Consider the following 16,553-nt stretch of genomic DNA (forward strand, 5'->3'; position numbering starts at 1 on the left):
ATAGAGCCAGACCGCATGAGCAATCACTTCGGCTGGAAACCGGTGACGGCGATAAAGGGGATCACGAAAGGCTTGGGTCATACCGCAATATCGCACAGGTGATCGCCGACCGGTTAACTTTACGGTGCCCTTGAGACGCATCACGGTGTGAGCGCCGATCCATCGAACCTGTCCAAACTGCTCTGCCGCGCCGGCTTCACTTATATAAAAAACACTGCTGGCATCGGAACGCGAACGCGTCGATGTGTGCAGGGAACGCGATGAATGGCGCGAGCATCGCCAGCCGGCGATGCAAAAGAGCCCTGGCCGTCTGGTCTTCGTCGATGAGACTTCTGTTAAGACCAACATGACGCCGCTGCGTGGGAGAAGCAAAAGAGGCAAGCGTCTGCAGGCCGATGCTCCGTTTGGCAAATGGAACACCCAGACCTTCATCGCCGGCCTGCGTTGCGATGCCATCACTGCACCCTTTGTTGTCGATGGGGCCATGGACGGCGACAAGTTCGACACCTACGTCCACACCCAGCTCGCCCCCACGCTCAAGGAGGGCGACGTGGTTATCTGGGACAATCTCAATGTTCATAAAAGCCCGCGGGCAGCTGCCGCGATCGCCGAGCGCAAGGCCTAGCTCCTTTTCCTGCCGCGCTACTCACCTGATCTCAACCCGATCGAGATGGCATTCTCAAAGCTCAAGACACTCCTGCGAAAGCACAAAGCTCGAACCTATGACGATTTGTGGAAAGCCATCGGTAAGGTCTGCGACCTCTTTTCTCAACAGGAATGCTGGAACTATTTCAGGCGTGCAGGATGCGCTGCACATTAAACGCCCGAAGCTCTAGAAAGACCCTGGCGTCGCGGTTACCGCAATTCGTGGGTATGTTGGCAAATCTGGCACAGTCGGACAGCAATGCTTGATGCAGCGGTACAATGCCTTGATGATGTGCTCTCGCGTAATCGCTGTGCTGCAATGACCACCGTTGTTGCGAATTGTGGTGGGCTTCGACACCATTCGAATAGGCTGAACACGAGGATCACTGCGACAATTGATCAAATCGGCATCCGATACCCGTAGAATTCGTGGTCCTCATTGTAACCACCCTGGCCGGCGCCGAGGTCGGCGAAGTCGTGGACGAATTCGATCGCCGTGACCCACTTGACCATCTTGAATCCCAGCTCGTTCTCGCAGCGCAGCCGCAGCGGCGCACCATGCAGGACGCTGACCGGTGCCCAATTCATCTCGTAAGCAAGGATCGTGAGAGCATGGCGCATGTTCCCGATCCTGTGGACGTCATAATATCGTCCCCCGTCGGCCCCGTCGGCTAGGGAATAGAACACGGCGTACTGCGCTTCGGGCGTCGGCTTCACCAGATCGAGGATATCGCGCATGGGAACGCCACCCCATTGGGCGACGCCTGACCAGCCCTGAATACAGAAATGCGTGGTGATTTGCTCTTGTTTCGCCATCGTCTTCAGATCCGCCAGCGTAAACTCTCGCGGTGCCTCGACCAAACCGCCCACTCGAAGCTTGTAGCCGGCGAAGTTCTCGGCCACGAGATCGTCAAATTCCTTGGAGTTCGGAACAGTGCCGTTTGGCCAAAAATAGGGAGAAATGTCTTTCTTCGAGAGTTGAGATACAGGATCCCAGCGTTCACCGAGGCTCATCAGCCAGCCAGTCATGAACGCCCCCACGCGCTGCACGAGGCGGGCGTGGCGAATGGTAAAAGGTGAGGCAACAAGCCAAGCCGCAACCATGATGGCTATTGCGAGCAGGAACAGCGGGAATCCAGTCCATGAAGCGTCGTTGACGCCGCCGAACATATGATTGGTGTTCTGTCGGATGCCGGTGATGAACACCATGGCACCATGTGCAAGGATGAAGCTTACGAACCAAGCGAACGCGATAAAGTGGACTGACCGCATCGCCTGCCGGTTGAACAGCCGACCGAACCAGCCAAGTGCATTGGAGATCGCCGGGCTCTGCATCATGCCGGTGAAGATCGAGACGGGCGCTGCGACGAAGACAGTGACGAAGTAGCTCAACTGCTGAAGGCCGTTGTATCGGGTCCAACCGTCGTCGATTGGAAAATTTAGCGAGGCATATTGGATTGCCGTTGAAAGCGCCGCTGGAAAGACCTCCCAGGTAAGCGGTACAAGCCTGCGCCATTGGTCGGTGGAGAACAGCAGCGCATAAAAGGCGATGCCGTTGATCAGCCATAAGAGATTAATCGAGAAATGCCACCAGCGCGAAAGGCCAAGTGTGTGACGCAAGCCTGGGATACCAAGCCAGGTCGGCAGGGTGACGGCATCATCCTTGGCGGTCCATATGCGATCGTTGGGCACAGGTACCTGGAACCGGAACCAATCGGTTCCCGGCGTACAGTCGCGTTTCCAGTAAAGCCGCGGGTGATCAGCCAGGATCTGCAGTCCGGCCCGCATGATGAACAACATGAAAAACATGTTCAAGAAGTGCTGTAGCTGCAGCCACCAAGGAAAACCAGTGTCAACCGACGGCGCCGATTGTGCGATGCCAGGATGGCTCTGAATGAAGGCCGTTATACCAGGAAGCTCCCGAAGGCTCTGTGCCAGCGCGATAAGGCATAGCAGCGCCGCGGTGGCGATGGGCAGCGCCCATAGCGTATTGAGCCAGCGTTGACCGATCCGAATGCGCGGAAAAATCCCTTTTTTCGGCGGCAGCCAGTGGGTGAGACGGATACGGYCGTCCGCATTGCTGAGATCGGCGCGCAGCGGCTCGCTTGAGCGTGGCTCCTGGGTGATGGGCATTGGGCGATCGCTTTCTCGATCGCGCCTGGCGGTGTGTCAGTCGCGAAGCCTGGTGAGCGCCGAACCTTTGTGGAAGGCGATATGCTCGGTGGTGCTGCTTTTGATCTCATATTGCGGCGCCTTGGCGCTCGCATGGTGCGTGTAGCCGTTGACGTCGAAATCGCGCGTATGGATGCGGACAATCGTTCCGCTGACACGGCCGGCCTCGGAATTCCAGCTCGCATGCTCGCCGACTTTGAATTGGTCTGCCATGAATTCTCAACTGATGCAAACGATGGGCGAAACTTACAAGTCCAGGGCGCTAGAACACGCCTTGGAGGCAGGATTGAACGGCGGTAATCTGTCGTTCAACTTTCGTCGGCAAATTCGGTTCCAATGAATTATCGCTTTCCGATATATGGTGCTTTTGATTTGGGAGCAGCAGGCTCCGATCTTCGCCAAAGCGGCCAAGTTGCCAAACATTTATAAACGGAGCCAGGACGAATAGCTTTTTCACCATAGGCCACTCCACCAGGACGATCGCCGAATTCGGCGTTCTGCTTCGGGAATCCCGCGTCGATTTGGTTGTCGACGTGAGGTCGATGCCGCGCTCGCGCACCAATCCGCAGTTCAACGGCGACATCCTTCCTGAAGCGCTGGGGCCGTGGCGAATCGGCTATGAGCGTATCGCCGCGCTGGGCGGCCTGCGAGGGAAGGCGCGTGGGTCTGACGCTTCCCCCAACAGCTATTGGCGCGTGCGCGGCTTTCGCAACTACGCCGACTATGCGCTGACCGAACCGTTCGCCAAAGGCTTGGCGCGGCTACAGGAGCTTGGCAGCGAGCACCGCTGCGCAATCATGTGCGCGGAAGCCCTCTGGTGGCGCTGCCACCGCCGTATCATCGCCGACTACCTGCTACTAAGAGGCGAGCGAGTCATGCATATCCTCGGGGCGGGGCATGTCGACGAGGCGGGCCTCACGCCCGGCGCGGTCGTGCGCCAGGATGGTACGATCGCCTACCCTGGAAACAATCTCCTTGGGAAATAGGTATCCATCATTATTGTCCGTGCAGCGCTTCAGGCTCCCCTGGTTGTCCCGAGCGCCTGGTCAACGATCGTCTGAGCCTCTTCGAGGATGGTGCGCAGACGGTTCTGTCCCCGAAAACTCTCCCCACAGATCTTGTGAATTTCTTCGCGCGGCAAACCAGCCGTTTTCCGTTGTCACTTCACACCTCCCACTTCGGCATTGTTGCCCGGTGCACGACTGAGCACAAACTGAGCCGGCGCTCAGGCCCGGCTCGTCATACAAGATCTCATGCGGTGAATGCTTTGAGAGCTTTTCCATTTGTGCCGGGGGTCACAGTTGACTGTATCCGGTGAGCGACCGGCTCACCCCAGTTCCTGTGTGAAGGTGCGGTAAACCTCATCGGGATTGCGGCCCACTGCCGTAATTTCTGCCGATAGCAAGGCCGGTACTATGTCGTCTTCGTGGGTGGTCCAGACCGCTCCGCCGCGGCGCATGAATGCCGCGCCCGCGTTTACCTCGCCGCAAAATCCGAGCGACCCGCCCTGAAGGCCTCCGACGAACCATTTGAAGCCGACTGACACTTCGTACAATTTGCGCTCGAGATTGGCCGTAACTCGATCTATCATCGTGCATCGGTCAATTCAGGCCGCACCGACTTAGGTGGCCGTCCGGCGGCTTGTGATCTGCGCCTTCGCCGCCGCGACGACATGCGCCGGCTCGAATCCGAAATGCTTGGCGACGACCTTCGCTGGTGCGGACAGTCCGAAGCTTTCCATGGCAAGGATGGCGCCGCAGAAGCCGGTATAGCGTTCCCACCCGAAACCGGACGCCTCCTCCACCGCGACGCGGGCCGTTATCGCTGGAGGCAGGACCGTGTCGCGATAGTCTTTCGGTTGACTCTCAAATAATTCCCATGACGGCATGCTGACGACACGTGCCTTGATGCCATCCGCTTTCAGTTCTTCATACGCCGTTATGCAAAGCGCAACTTCGCTGCCAGTGGCCATCAGAAGGACATCCGGCCTGCCGGCGTCGGCGTCGGCCAGCACGTACGCGCCACGCGCCACGCCGTCGGCACTTGCATAGGTAATGCGATCGAATGTTGGCACCGCCTGTCGCGTCAGCACGAGACAGACCGGCCTGTCCTTTAGCCGCATGATGACCTTCCATGCTTCCACGACTTCGTTGGCGTCGGCTGGGCGCAGCACGACCATGCCGGGCATAGCGCGGAGCGAGGCGATCTGCTCGATCGGCTGATGCGTCGGCCCATCTTCACCGAGACTGATGGAATCATGGGTCCAGATCGAGATGAGCGGCAGTTCCATCATCGAACTCAGGCGCAGCGCCGCGCGGCAATAGTCACTGAAGATCAGGAAGCTGGAAACGAAGGGGCGCAGCTTCGACAGGCTCATGCCGCTGCCGATGGCGCACATGGCATGCTCGCGCAAGCCGAAGTGAAAATTTCGGCCGCGATAGCTGCTGCCGTGCTCACTGTCGGGTGCTTGGAAATCGCCGGCGAGCTCGAATTCGAGGTTGGTCTTGGTGGAGGGTGAGAGATCGGCCGCGCCGCCCAGCAGCCAAGGCATATGGGCAGCGATGGCGCTCAGCACCTGGCCGGAGGAGTCGCGCGTGGCGAGGCCCTTGGCATCGGCCGCGAAGTTAGGCAGCGCGGCATCCCAGCCGGCCAGGACCTCACGTTGCTGCATCCTATCGATCTGCTCGGCCAAATCGGGATATTGCGTCCGGTAGGCGGCAAACAGCTTATTCCAGGCGGCATGAGCGGCTTCTCCCCGCTTGCCGACATGTGTACGGAAATGTGCCACGACGTCATCTGGCACCTTGAAATCCGCATCGGGGTCCCAGCCGTAGAATTCCTTCGTCAACCGCACTTCGTCGGTGCCAAGCGGTTCGCCATGCGCCTTATTGGTATCGTGCTTATGCGGCGCGCCGTGCCCGATATGGCTTTGGACGATGATCAGCGTCGGCACGTCGTGCGTGTCGAGAAATGCCTGGAGCGCCGTCGCCAACTGCTTCAGATCGTCCGCATCGCTGACCCTGACCACATTCCAGCCATATGCGACGAAGCGGGTGGCCACATCTTCGGTGAATGTCAAGCCGGTCGGGCCTTCGATGGTGATATGATTGTCGTCGTAGATCCAGCAGAGATCGGACAGTTTGAGATGGCCGGCCAATGACGCCGCCTCGTTGCTTATCCCCTCCATCATGTCGCCGTCGCTACACAGGACATAGACATTATGCGAGAACAGGTCGTAGCCGGGCCTATTATATGTAGCCGCCAGCCAGCGTTCCGCGATCGCCATGCCGACGCTGGTTGCCGCACCCTGTCCGAGCGGGCCGGTCGTGGTTTCTACTCCAGACGTCCAGCCATATTCTGGATGTCCGGTGCAACGGCTACCTTCTTGGCGAAACGTCTTGAGATCGTCCAGCGTTACGGCTAAACGGTCGCCCGGCGGATAGGACGGGCCGTTCGCCTTGACGCCGCACACATGAAGCAGGCTGTAGAGCAGGGCGCAGGCATGGCCGGCCGACAGCACAAAACGGTCGCGGTTCGGCCACTCTGGATGGGCGGGATCGTAGTGCAAGAAGTGCTGCCACAGGCAGTAGGCGACTGGCGCGGCGTCGAGCGGCGTACCGGGATGGCCGGAATTCGCCCTCTGCACCGCGTCGATGGAAAGCATCCGCAGCGTGTTAATGCAAAGCTGGTCGAGTTGCGCCTGTACCATATTATCTCCGATCGGAGCCTTGCGGCCCGGCTAACGGTTCAATGCTCTTGAAGCGTCTATAGCGTTCGGTCAAAGCATTGGTGGAACTGTCGTGTTGAAAGGTGGGAGCCGTGTAGGCTTCGAGCTCTGGGATCGTTTTTTCAGCCAGCGCCTTGCTCAGTTCGACGCCCCACTGGTCCAAGGAGTCGATGTCCCAGATCACGCCTTGGGTTAAGACGCTATGTTCGTAGAGAGCCACAATAGTACCCAGCGGTTTTGGTGTCAGCCGTTTGGCGAGTAAGGTATTGGTGCGGCGATTGCCTTCGAACATACGGTGCGGAACCAGCCAGTCCGGTGTTCCTTCGGTGCGGACTTGCTGCTCCGTCTTGCCGAAAGCCAACAGCGTCGCGCGCGGCTCGGTTACATTGATTTTCTGCCCGGGTAACATTGCTTCGATGTGCTCCCGCAACCGGCACGCCTCGGCGAGTTGAAGGAGAAGCGGGATCGTTTCCGCGGTAATGCGGTTCTTGGAATAGTCGAGATAGAGCCCGCACGCTTCAGCCGTGAATCGCGTTCCGCGCTGCGGATCATTGGTAAAGAGCTGCCGCAGATACAATCTACGCACCACTTGATAGTAGGCCAGCAGCGCTTTCCATTCAGGCCGTTCGGTCAGCGGCACTGGCTGAAGCGGCGCGTTCAAGATCCGCGCCCTTGGGAAGCTAGCATCGACTCGCTCTTGGTCGCAATTACGGCCATCAGGTCGTTCCACGATTTGGTGAAGGATTGCGCACCTTCGGTCTGGAGCCGTCCGGCAAGCGTGCCAATATCGATCCCAGCTCTGTCGAATTCGCCAAGCACGGTTTCACTATCGCCGCCGTCCTCCCGCATGGCGCCGTTTACCGCCCCATCCGCCGCGAATGCGTGGAGCGTCTTTTCCGGCATTGTGTTGATAGTGTCCGGGGCGGCAAGCGCCTCGATATAATAGGACTGCGGAAGCTGAGGATCCTTGGTTCCCGTGCTTGCCCAAAGCAAGCGTTGGGCCGATGCGCCGGCTGCGGCAAGCTTACGCCATTCATCTGAGGCGAGCCTCTCCCGGTAGGCTTTATAAATTTGTCTGCAGATGGCGGTGCCGAGGCGGTTGCGCAGCGCTGCTGGAACCTTGTCCATGACCGCCTTGTCCCAGCGGCTGACGAAGATCGACGCAACGGAGCCGATCGTCGCATCGAGACCGGCATCGATGCGGCGCCGGATGCCACGCCAGTACGCATCTGCAGCAGCGATATACTGGTCCCGTGAAAACAGCAGAGTTACGTTCACCGGCACCCCGGCGAAGATGGCCTCCTCAATGGCCTTGACGCCGGCGGGCGTGCCGGGAATCTTGATGAACAGGTTGGGGCATCGCGCCTGACTATGCAACCGCCGGGCGGCATTCACGGTGGCAGCGGCATCATCTGCCAGCAAAGGCGAGACTTCCAGCGAAACCCAGCCATCGACGCCGATGGTCGTTTTGTGGATTTGCTGGAACAGGGCGGCAGCTTGCGTCAAATCCTCCAGTGCGAGTTCGAAGAATAGCTGCTCGCCAGACTTCCCCTCCGCAACCTTTCGGTGAAGGGCGTCGTCGTAGGATGTGCTGTTTCGAATGGCCTCGTCGAAAATGGTCGGGTTTGAGGTCAACCCCGTAACCGACAGTTCGTCGCGGTAGCGTTCGAGAATGCCGCTTTCCAGCAAATCGCGGGTGATGTTATCCAGCCAAAGGCTTTGACCTAGCTCATGCAATCGCGTTGTTGTGTTCATGGAGACCTCCGGTGGTGTGTAAAGGTGGCTTTGGACGTCGTGGGAAGGCTGGAAAAATCATGCTGACCAGGTTGCCGATGCGCTCGATGATCATGTTCGCCGCGCCGAGCGAGGCCTTCGGATCGAGTGCGTAATGGCCCTGACGCGCAAACACAGTGGTCGGGCGAGCCTTGCAAGCGATCGTTGGCGAGCAACGTGTTGTCGACATCGAGCAGGAACGGCACATCAAACGGAGCTTTCATTGGGCGCCTATCTTGATGGATTTCCCGAAGATGGGTTGTGCCAGCCGCCATCGCCCACAACGAGTGCCTCGGCCTCCGCAGGTCCCCAGCCTCGAGCGTCGTATGGTCTGAGCGGGACTGAATTTCCGAGAATGGCCGCCACGGTGCTCCAGGCCGCTTCGATGCTGTCGAAGCGGGCAAACAGTGACGCATCTCCTTCAAGGGCGTCGCCCAGCAGGCGTTCGTAGGGGGTTTTTTCGCTACTCTCATGGTGGTGAGCGACAAGCTCCGTGGTTTCGCCAACCATGGCTTCACCGGGGGCCTTCACCAGAGCGCCTACTGAGATCACGGCGTCGGGACTGAGCCGAAACCGGAAGTAGTTCGGCGTAACCGAACGTGGAGTTTCGAATACGGCATATTGTTGGGATTTCAGCTTCACGGTGATTTCGGTGGCGGTAACGGCCATTTGCTTACCCGCGCGAATATAGAAGGGCACGCCCGCCCAGCGATCGTTGTCGATATGAAGACGCAGGGCAACGAACGTCTCGACCTCGGAGTCGGCACTTACGCCTGGCTGGTCGCGGAAGCCTTTGAATTGGCCGCGCACTGTCTCATTCGGCGAGATCTGCCGCATGGCCTTGAAGAGTTTGTGTTTCGAATCGCGCATTGCATCGGATCGATGATCATTCGGAGCGTCCATCGCCAGCAGCGAAACCACTTGGAGCAAATGGTTCTGAACGACGTCTCGGATAGCTCCCGTGCTCTCATAGAAGCTTCCCCGCCCCTGCACGCCGAACGCCTCGGCCATTGTGATCTGGACGCTTTCGATATGGTCACGGTTCCAGATCGGTTCGATGAATGCATTTGCGAGACGGAAGTAGAGCAGGTTCTGGACGGGCTCTTTGCCCAGATAGTGGTCGATCCGAAAAACGTCCGCCTCCGGAAAGAATTCCAACAGCGTACGGTTGAGGGCTTTTGCTGAAGGCAGGTCGCGCCCGAATGGCTTTTCGACGATGACGCGCGCGTTTTTTGCACAACCCGAACTGAACAGCCCTTTGACCACGGTCCCGAACATCTCGGGCGGGACGGCAAGATAGTGCAGGGGGCTAATGTTGGAATTCCCAAGCGCCGTGCGCAGCCGCTTGAAAGTCAATTCATCACGGTAGTCGCCGCTTATGTACCGGAGCCGCCCTGCCAGCCTTGCGAATGCCTGTTCGTCAAGGGTATCGTGCTGTTCAATGCTGTCTCGGGCGCGTGCGATGAACTGGTCGACAGTCCAGTCCGATTTGCTCACCCCGATTACGGGCATTCCCAGCCGGCCATCCCGCGTCAGGGCCWGTAATGCTGGGAAAATCTGTTTGTGTGCTAAGTCGCCGGTGGCGCCGAAGAATACGAATGCGTCCGATTGCGCGGCGGGCATTTTCAACCTGTGGCTTTCTGAGCTGTCCTGTCGGCATCGCCCGACACACGACGCTCGGTCGRCAATTGGCGCAGTGATACGCCTCGCCCTTCGTCTGCTCCCGCAGACGCTACTGAATGGAACGGCGCCCCGGCTAACTCGTTCCTTCACGAAAGTGTGAGCGGCAAGGCGCATCTCTCTACGAACAGTCCCCATCTGGCGGCTATTGTTTGCTCGGCATGATTATGTTCCGCCGTCGCTGTCAGGACCATCACCGCGAGAATGGCGGCAAACGGGCGGGCCCCGTCGACCGTGCCGACGTCTTGCAGTACGCCAGAAGCCGCACGCAAGGACTTTAAGGCGCCTCTTTGATTGAAACATTCACGCCTGCTCGTCGAGGCGATGTAGTGGTTGGGAGCCAAGAGGATGCGCGGCGCGGCCTTGCTTACCGATGTGGAAGACCGAGCGGGTTTCAAGCAGATCAAGCAGCTATTTCGGCTGCCTGGCACCTCCCTGGAGGTTCAGTCGAAGACGATTCATCTTGAGGACCGAGGTCACCAAGCACCGGACGATATTCGATGCAATTCAAGGAACAATGCGATTCACGTGACGGGAACTAATCGCGCTTCAGCTTGTTCGATATTTGACCCAAGCCGTCTGGCTCTGGTGCTTGTCGTTGCGGCTAGACCGGTGGGCGACGACGCTGGCCCACTCGGGCAACCAGAGTTTATATCATGTTGAGAATCGTCCTTTCCGTACTTATCGCATTGATTGGCTTTGCGCTGCTGGCTGGTGGAACCTGGCTGGCAGTTCTCGGTGGCTCTCTATTTTTCATACTTCTTGGATTGGCGCTTCTCGCCTGCGCGCTGTTGTTGATAAGGCGCCAGGAACTCGCGCTGACAGTTTATGGACTTGCCTTGTTGGCAACGGGTGTGTGGTCGCTTTGGGAAGTGGGCTTCGATTGGTGGGCGCTTTCGGCGCGTGGAAGCCTACTCGTCGTTGTCGGAGCATTGCTATTGCTGCCACCGGTCGCTCGCTCGCTGACAGTGGGAACAAATAGTTGGCGAGGGTACGGCAGAGGCAGTGGCATCCTAGCGGCGTGCTTGTGTGTCTCGCTTGTTGTTGGACTTGGTGCAATGTTTGCCAGCCCTCACGACAACGCAGGATCGTTCAGCGACGAAAAGATGGCTGCAACATCGGCCATTCACAACACGATCCCGGATGGTGAATGGCGTCAGTATGGGCGCACGCCTGCAGGGAGGCGCTATTCGCCGCTCGCCGCGATCACCCCTCAAAATGTCGAAAATCTGACGGTCGCATGGACTTACCACACAGGAGACATCAGAGGGCCGAATGATCCCGGCGAGTCCACCTACGAAGTCACGCCGCTCATGATCGAAAACACGGTCTATATTTGCACGCCTCACAGCCTCGTGATCGCCTTGGATGCCGTTTCTGGCAAACAAAAATGGCGCTTCGATCCACATCTGAAGGAGACCGCAAAACAGACGACCCAGCATCTAACGTGCCGTGGTGTCTCTTACTTTGACGGTTCTGCCGTCAGCCGTGAACGGACGTCAAAGCCCGATGCGACCATCGACCCCACGGAAATGGATATCGCAAGCAGTGAGGACAAGCGCCTCAATGAGAGCGCTTCTGAGGTGACGACGCAATCCGCAGGCGTGCCGCAGAACGTCGTTACCGGTCAAGCCAAACGCGACGATCCCAACCCGGTAGTTCTGCGCAAAGCTACCAATACTGCTAGGGCAGTTGTCGATCCGACATGCGTCAAGCGGCTTTTTGCGCCCACATCTGATGGTCGGCTGATTTCCATCAGCGCCACGACAGGCAAGATCTGCCCAGGCTTTGGGGGAGACGACGGTACGATCAATCTTTGGGCGAACATGCCGAACGTCACGCCGGGGTCCATCTATTCAACGTCCCCGCCGGTTGTCACCGATCATCTGGTCATTGTCGGCGGCACCGTTAATGACAATGTTTCGACCACATCCCCTTCCGGCGTCATTCGCGCCTTCGATGTCAACACCGGTGAGCTGGTCTGGAACTTCGATTCCAAAAAACCGAATGACACGGCTCCAATCAAAAACGGCGAAGTCTACAGCGAGAATGCGCCCAATTCCTGGAGTGTCTCAAGCTATGACCCACAACTCGGTCTGATTTACCTGCCTATGGGTAATCAGTCGCCAGATCAATATGGCGTCAACCGCAGCGCCGAGGTCGAGAAATTCTCATCATCGATTTTGGCCCTGGATGCGAATACAGGCAAGGTCGCCTGGGTTTATCAGACGGTTCACCACGATCTTTGGGACATGGACGTTCCCGCCCAGCCAAGCTTGATAGATCTGACCATAGCGGGAAAGGCCGTTCCTGCGCTGGTTGCGCCAACCAAACAAGGTGAGGTCTATGTCCTCAACCGCAAGACCGGTCAACCTGTCCTCCCCGTTACGGAAGAAGTGGCGCCTGCTGGCGCTGTAAAGGCCGATCATACCGCGGCAACCCAGCCGGTTTCGACCATCTCGTTTAAGCCCAAGCCACTGCGTGAAAGCGACATGTGGGGCCTGACGCCGCTCGATGAACTGGTTTGCCGGATCGAGTTTCGGCAGTTGCAGTACGACGGACGCTATACGCCGCCCACCGAGAAAGGATCGATTATCTACCCTGGCAATTTCGGGGCATTTAATTGGGGAGCCGTTGCCGTCGATCCAAACCGGCAAGTGATGTTTGCCATGCCCGTGTACCTCGCCTTCACGTCAAAGCTGGTACCTCGCCCGGACAAATATACCCGCGTGATCACTAATAAAGGCGATGATGTCTTCAACGAGAATTTCGGTGCGCCGTTCGCCGCGAAAATGGGCCCGTTTCTCTCGCCAATAGGGCTTCCTTGCCAACAGCCGCCGTGGGGATACGTTGCAGGTGTCGATCTGACGACCGGCAAAACTATGTATGAGCACGTCAACGGCACCGTCAGGGATTTGTCGCCCATTCCACTTCCATTCAAAATGGGAGTCCCAGGAATTGGCGGCCCGATCATTACCAAGGGTGGGCTGGCCTTTCTCAGCGGTACGATGGATTATTATGTGCGTGCATACGACCTTAAGAGTGGCCTCGAGATCTGGAGAGATCGACTGCCAGCCGGTGGCCAGGCAACGCCGTCGACATATCTCGGCGCGGACGGCAGACAGTATCTCATTGTTGTCGCCGGCGGACATGGATCCACACATACCGAGGCTGGCGACAGCATTATCGCTTATGCTCTTCCCGGCGCATGATCAGAGCGAGCGGCTCGGGGGCCTGTCCGATAAGTTTGATCGGTTGTTCGTCGTTGAAAGATGGTTGAACTTCATTACTGCCAAGAAATCGTTCATTGTGACCACTCGCATAGTAAATGGCCGGAGGTTGCGATGTAGACGCCAAGCTCGCCGGCATATTTCGCATGCGAGGAGGCCATGTGAGCGGCCATTTCTTCGTGCCGTGCCCGGATGAATCAATCGATTGATGGCTATCCAGTTGGAACCGTCGCGTGGTGCGATGGTTCCAACTGCGGTGGGTGGGTGCACAAATCGCCGCAGCGGGTATCTCAAGCGCGGGAGACTACGATTTCGAGCGATCCTTGGCGGGGCCGCGGTGATTGACGAGATTGTAGGCGCTGTTGACCAACGCAAGATGCGAAAACGCCTGCGGGAAATTGCCGACCTGGCGCCTTGAGCTCACGTCATATTCTTCAGCGAGCAGGCCGACATCATTGCAGAGGTCGAGCAGTTGCTCGAAGAGTTTGTGTGCATCGTCCAGCCGTTCAAGCAACACGTAGTTGTCCACGAGCCAGAAGCTGCATGCGAGAAAGACGCCCTGACCCGGCGGAAGAGCGTCGGACCCCTGGCCATCCTCATAGCGTAAAAGAAGGCCCTTGCGCATAAGCCGTTTTTCTACCGCCTGGACGGTGCCGACGACCCGCGGATCGTCAGGTGGCAGGAAACCGACGAGCGGGAGTAGCAGCAGGCTCGCATCCAGAACGGAAGAGCGGTAGGACTGAACGAATGATCCCAGCTCCGGATTATAGCCCTGTTCGCAAACCTGATGGTGGATTTCCTCGCGGATGCTTCTCCATTCTTCAACCGGACCTTCGACCGCGAACTCCTCGACCATGCGGATTGCCCGATCGAAGGCAAGCCAAGCCATGACCTTGGAATGGGTGAAATGCCTTTTCGCGCCTCGGACTTCCCAGATGCCGCGATCGGGCTCATGCCAAACCTTGGCGAGATGGCTGACAAGCACCCGCTCGACTGGCCATGTCGCCTCGTCCGGCGACAGGCCAGCCTTACGCGCCACGTAGAGCGTATCGAGCAGTTCCCCGAACACGTCGAGCTGCAATTGCTCCGAAGCCTTGTTGCCGATGCGGACCGGCTTCGATGCCTCGTAACCACCAAGCCAGGGGACTTCATATTCAGTGAGCCGCCGTTCGCCACCGACGCCATACATGATCTGCAAGTCGTTCGGATCGCCGGCCACGGCCCGCAGCAGCCAGTCACGCCAACGTCGAGCCTCGTCGAGAAAGCCGCCATTGATGAGAGCGTAAATCGTAAATGTCGCGTCCCTGAGCCAGCAGAAGCGATAATCCCAGTTTCTTGGGCCGCCAATCAGCTCAGGCAGCGATGTGGTGGCGGCAGCAACGATGCCGCCGGTTTCGCGGTGCGTCAGCGCCTTCAATGTCAGCAGTGATCGAATGACGGGCTGCGACCAGTTTCCCGCCGGGTTGAAGTGTGAGGCCCAGTGTTCCCACGCCTTCTGCTCCTGCTCCAGAACTTGCATCGGGTCTATCGCGTCCGGAAGTGGACGGAAGGAGAGCGTCCAACTCATCGCAAAACGATGTTCCTCACCGGCGCCTACCGTGAATGTGCCTACCGTCCGCATATCCTCGCCACGCAAGGTCACGGAGGAAGCGAGGACGATCCTGTCGGGGCCGGAGACGAACACCAGCCTTCCGTCCTCGTTCCTGGAAGCCCAGGGAATCGTCTTGCCATAGTCGAACCGAAGCACGATCTCCGTATGCATCTCCACCGAGCCGCCCAGGCCTTTGACGATACGAATGAGGTCCGTGACGCCATCGCGTCTGGACAAGACGTCGATAAGCTGCACGGTTCCGGTCTCGGTTTCGAAAGTGGTTTCGAGAACGAGGCTGTTTCCGCGGTAGCGGCGGGTGATGGTGGTTTCCTCAGCGGTGGGCGCAATCAGCCAGCACCCGTTATCCCCGCCGCCGAGCAGCGCGGCAAAGCAGGCGCTGCTGTCGAAACGCGGCAGGCAGAGCCAATCGATCGAGCCATTCCGGCCTACCAGCGCCATGGTCTCGCAGTTTCCGATGACGGCATAGTCCTCGATGCGTGACGCCATTCCAGACCTCCACTCCATTCGCGTGTGCCGCGGCTTGCGGGAATGCGAGCCGGGCAGCGATGTAACGAGCCGAGTCCCTGTTCCGATCCCGACCGGCGAACTTATCTCGCCGAAGCCGGTTAATACTGATCGGGCACCACAGAACGGGACAGCATAATGAGAGTCGTTGAACCAGACGTCGTCGTGATCACGGGAGCGACTGCGGGCGTCGGCCGTGCCACAGTTCGCCCTTTGCGCGCCACGGCGCCAAGATTGGCCTTATTGCCCGGGGCATGGATGGCCTGAAGGCGACAAAGCGCGAGGTGGAGGAATTCGGCGGCGAGGCGATTGCCATTTCCTGCGATGTCGCGGACGCCGCAGCAGTCGAGGATGCGGCAAGCGAGATCGAAGCCGCATTCGGGCCGATCGACATCTGGATCAATGCGGCTTTTGCGGGGCGGGCAGCGATATTGCGGTATGACCCAAGCCTTTCGTGATCCCCTTTATCGCCGTCACCGGTTTCCAGCCGAAGTGATTGCTCATGCGGTCTGKCTCTATTTTCGGTTTCCGCTTAGTCTGCGCATGGTCGAGGACCTGCTGGCGGCGCGTGGGATTATCGTTTCGCACCAGACTGTACGGCTGTGGGCGGAGAAATTCGGGCGGCACTTTGCCAGTGAAATCCGGCGGCGTTCAGCCGGAAAGCTTGGCGATAAGTGGTATCTCGATGAGGTCGTCATCTCCATCGGCGGCAAAAAGCAATGGTTGTGGCGGGCTGTTGACCAGGATGGCTTCGTTCTCGACGTGCTGGTTCAGAGCCGCCGAAATACCAGGGCCGCTAAACGTCTGATGCGAAAGCTTCTGAAAGGACAGGGGCATACGCCGCGCGTGATGATCACCGACAAACTCCGATCCTACAGCGCGGCCAAACACGACATCATGCCCGGCGTCGAACATCGATCTCACAAAGGCCTGAATAACCGGGCAGAAAATTCCCATCAACCGACACGACGGCGAGAGCGGATCATGAAGGGCTTCAAGTCAGCCAAACACCTCCAGCATTTCGTTTCTATTCATGACCCCGTCGCCAATCTCTTTCACTTTCCTCGCCACGATATTCCATCCGATCATTACCGCGAACTGAGAGCCGCAGCCATGCAGATGTGGAATGAGATCGCACGCTTGCAAGCAGTATGAGCGAAAGCGGCGGGCGCCAATTTTGGCCGCAACTCGTTAACTTTACGGTGCCCAT

The 16,553-nt window shown here is 58.4% G+C and carries 11 protein-coding genes and 3 pseudogenes; 5 read left to right on the forward strand and 9 right to left on the reverse strand.

The features are described from left to right. Positions 1-81: pseudogene (locus tag AC1D06_RS37125) on the reverse strand (IS6 family transposase); the annotation flags it as partial. A 265-nt stretch (positions 82-346) separates the two neighbouring features. Between AC1D06_RS37125 and AC1D06_RS37130 the strand changes: the two are divergent. After that, positions 347-820, forward strand: a pseudogene (locus AC1D06_RS37130) (IS630 family transposase). Between the two features lie 224 nt (positions 821-1,044). Here the strand turns inward: AC1D06_RS37130 and AC1D06_RS37135 are convergent. Beyond that, on the reverse strand, positions 1,045-2,778 hold the full coding sequence (locus tag AC1D06_RS37135) for a molybdopterin-dependent oxidoreductase (RefSeq protein ID WP_477990664.1): 1,734 nt from the start codon (positions 2,776-2,778) through the stop codon (positions 1,045-1,047). Positions 2,779-2,814: 36 nt separating this feature from the next. Beyond that, positions 2,815-3,030 (reverse strand): hypervirulence associated TUDOR domain-containing protein, encoded by a 216-nt coding sequence (locus tag AC1D06_RS37140; RefSeq protein WP_477990665.1) that lies wholly within the window; start codon positions 3,028-3,030, stop codon positions 2,815-2,817. A 212-nt stretch (positions 3,031-3,242) separates the two neighbouring features. Between AC1D06_RS37140 and AC1D06_RS37145 the strand changes: the two genes are divergently transcribed. Continuing rightward, complete coding sequence (locus AC1D06_RS37145) at positions 3,243-3,803, forward strand: DUF488 domain-containing protein (RefSeq protein ID WP_477990673.1); 561 nt, start codon at positions 3,243-3,245, stop codon at positions 3,801-3,803. 341 nt (positions 3,804-4,144) lie between these two features. On the opposite strand, the gene AC1D06_RS37150 is transcribed toward AC1D06_RS37145, so the two are convergent. The 5 genes from AC1D06_RS37150 to zwf all read right to left on the reverse strand — a co-directional run bounded on the left by AC1D06_RS37150 (position 4,145) and on the right by zwf (position 9,940). Then, entirely contained in the window at positions 4,145-4,408 is a 264-nt protein-coding gene (locus tag AC1D06_RS37150) for a hypothetical protein (RefSeq protein WP_477990666.1), read from the reverse strand. 30 nt (positions 4,409-4,438) lie between these two features. Then, positions 4,439-6,526: a transketolase gene (gene tkt / locus AC1D06_RS37155; RefSeq protein ID WP_477990667.1), complete on the reverse strand. Its 2,088-nt coding sequence runs from the start codon at positions 6,524-6,526 to the stop codon at positions 4,439-4,441. A 1-nt stretch (position 6,527) separates the two neighbouring features. Beyond that, positions 6,528-7,205 carry a hypothetical protein gene (locus AC1D06_RS37160; RefSeq protein ID WP_477990668.1) on the reverse strand — a complete coding sequence of 226 codons (678 nt, stop codon included), beginning with the start codon at positions 7,203-7,205 and terminating at the stop codon, positions 6,528-6,530. Continuing rightward, positions 7,202-8,299: a transaldolase gene (gene tal, locus AC1D06_RS37165; protein WP_477990669.1), complete on the reverse strand. Its 1,098-nt coding sequence runs from the start codon at positions 8,297-8,299 to the stop codon at positions 7,202-7,204. Before tal ends, AC1D06_RS37160 begins: the two co-directional genes overlap by 4 nt. A gap of 249 nt (positions 8,300-8,548) precedes the next feature. Further along, on the reverse strand, positions 8,549-9,940 hold the full coding sequence (zwf, locus tag AC1D06_RS37170; protein WP_477990674.1) for a glucose-6-phosphate dehydrogenase: 1,392 nt from the start codon (positions 9,938-9,940) through the stop codon (positions 8,549-8,551). A 713-nt stretch (positions 9,941-10,653) separates the two neighbouring features. On the opposite strand from zwf, the gene AC1D06_RS37175 reads away from it, so the two are divergent. Next, the gene (locus AC1D06_RS37175) at positions 10,654-13,209 is read left to right on the forward strand and encodes a membrane-bound PQQ-dependent dehydrogenase, glucose/quinate/shikimate family (RefSeq protein ID WP_477990670.1); all 2,556 of its coding nucleotides are present in this window, start codon (positions 10,654-10,656) and stop codon (positions 13,207-13,209) included. A 322-nt stretch (positions 13,210-13,531) separates the two neighbouring features. Here the strand turns inward: AC1D06_RS37175 and AC1D06_RS37180 are convergent, their stop codons facing one another. Beyond that, positions 13,532-15,343: a glycoside hydrolase family 15 protein gene (locus AC1D06_RS37180; protein ID WP_477990671.1), complete on the reverse strand. Its 1,812-nt coding sequence runs from the start codon at positions 15,341-15,343 to the stop codon at positions 13,532-13,534. Between the two features lie 224 nt (positions 15,344-15,567). On the opposite strand from AC1D06_RS37180, the pseudogene AC1D06_RS37185 reads away from it, so the two are divergent. Together AC1D06_RS37185 and AC1D06_RS37190 are read left to right on the forward strand one after the other, a co-directional pair. Next, positions 15,568-15,801, forward strand: a pseudogene (locus AC1D06_RS37185) (SDR family NAD(P)-dependent oxidoreductase); the annotation flags it as partial. Further along, positions 15,782-16,498 carry an IS6 family transposase gene (locus tag AC1D06_RS37190; protein ID WP_477990672.1) on the forward strand — a complete coding sequence of 239 codons (717 nt, stop codon included), beginning with the start codon at positions 15,782-15,784 and terminating at the stop codon, positions 16,496-16,498. The pseudogene AC1D06_RS37185 and the gene AC1D06_RS37190, both read left to right, overlap by 20 nt. The last annotated feature ends 55 nt before the right edge of the window (positions 16,499-16,553 follow it).

The organism is Rhizobium sp. P2_G2 (genome assembly GCF_056403555.1).

Bases quoted from the DNA above. Each gene is read 5' to 3' on its own strand.
- AC1D06_RS37140 (WP_477990665.1), bottom strand. From the start codon at position 3,030: ATGGCAGACCAATTCAAAGTCGGCGAGCATGCGAGCTGGAATTCCGAG.
- AC1D06_RS37150 (WP_477990666.1), bottom strand. From the start codon at position 4,408: ATGATAGATCGAGTTACGGCCAATCTCGAGCGCAAATTGTACGAAGTG.
- tkt (WP_477990667.1), bottom strand. From the start codon at position 6,526: ATGGTACAGGCGCAACTCGACCAGCTTTGCATTAACACGCTGCGGATG.
- tal (WP_477990669.1), bottom strand. From the start codon at position 8,299: ATGAACACAACAACGCGATTGCATGAGCTAGGTCAAAGCCTTTGGCTG.
- AC1D06_RS37175 (WP_477990670.1), top strand. From the start codon at position 10,654: ATGTTGAGAATCGTCCTTTCCGTACTTATCGCATTGATTGGCTTTGCG.
- AC1D06_RS37180 (WP_477990671.1), bottom strand. From the start codon at position 15,343: ATGGAGTGGAGGTCTGGAATGGCGTCACGCATCGAGGACTATGCCGTC.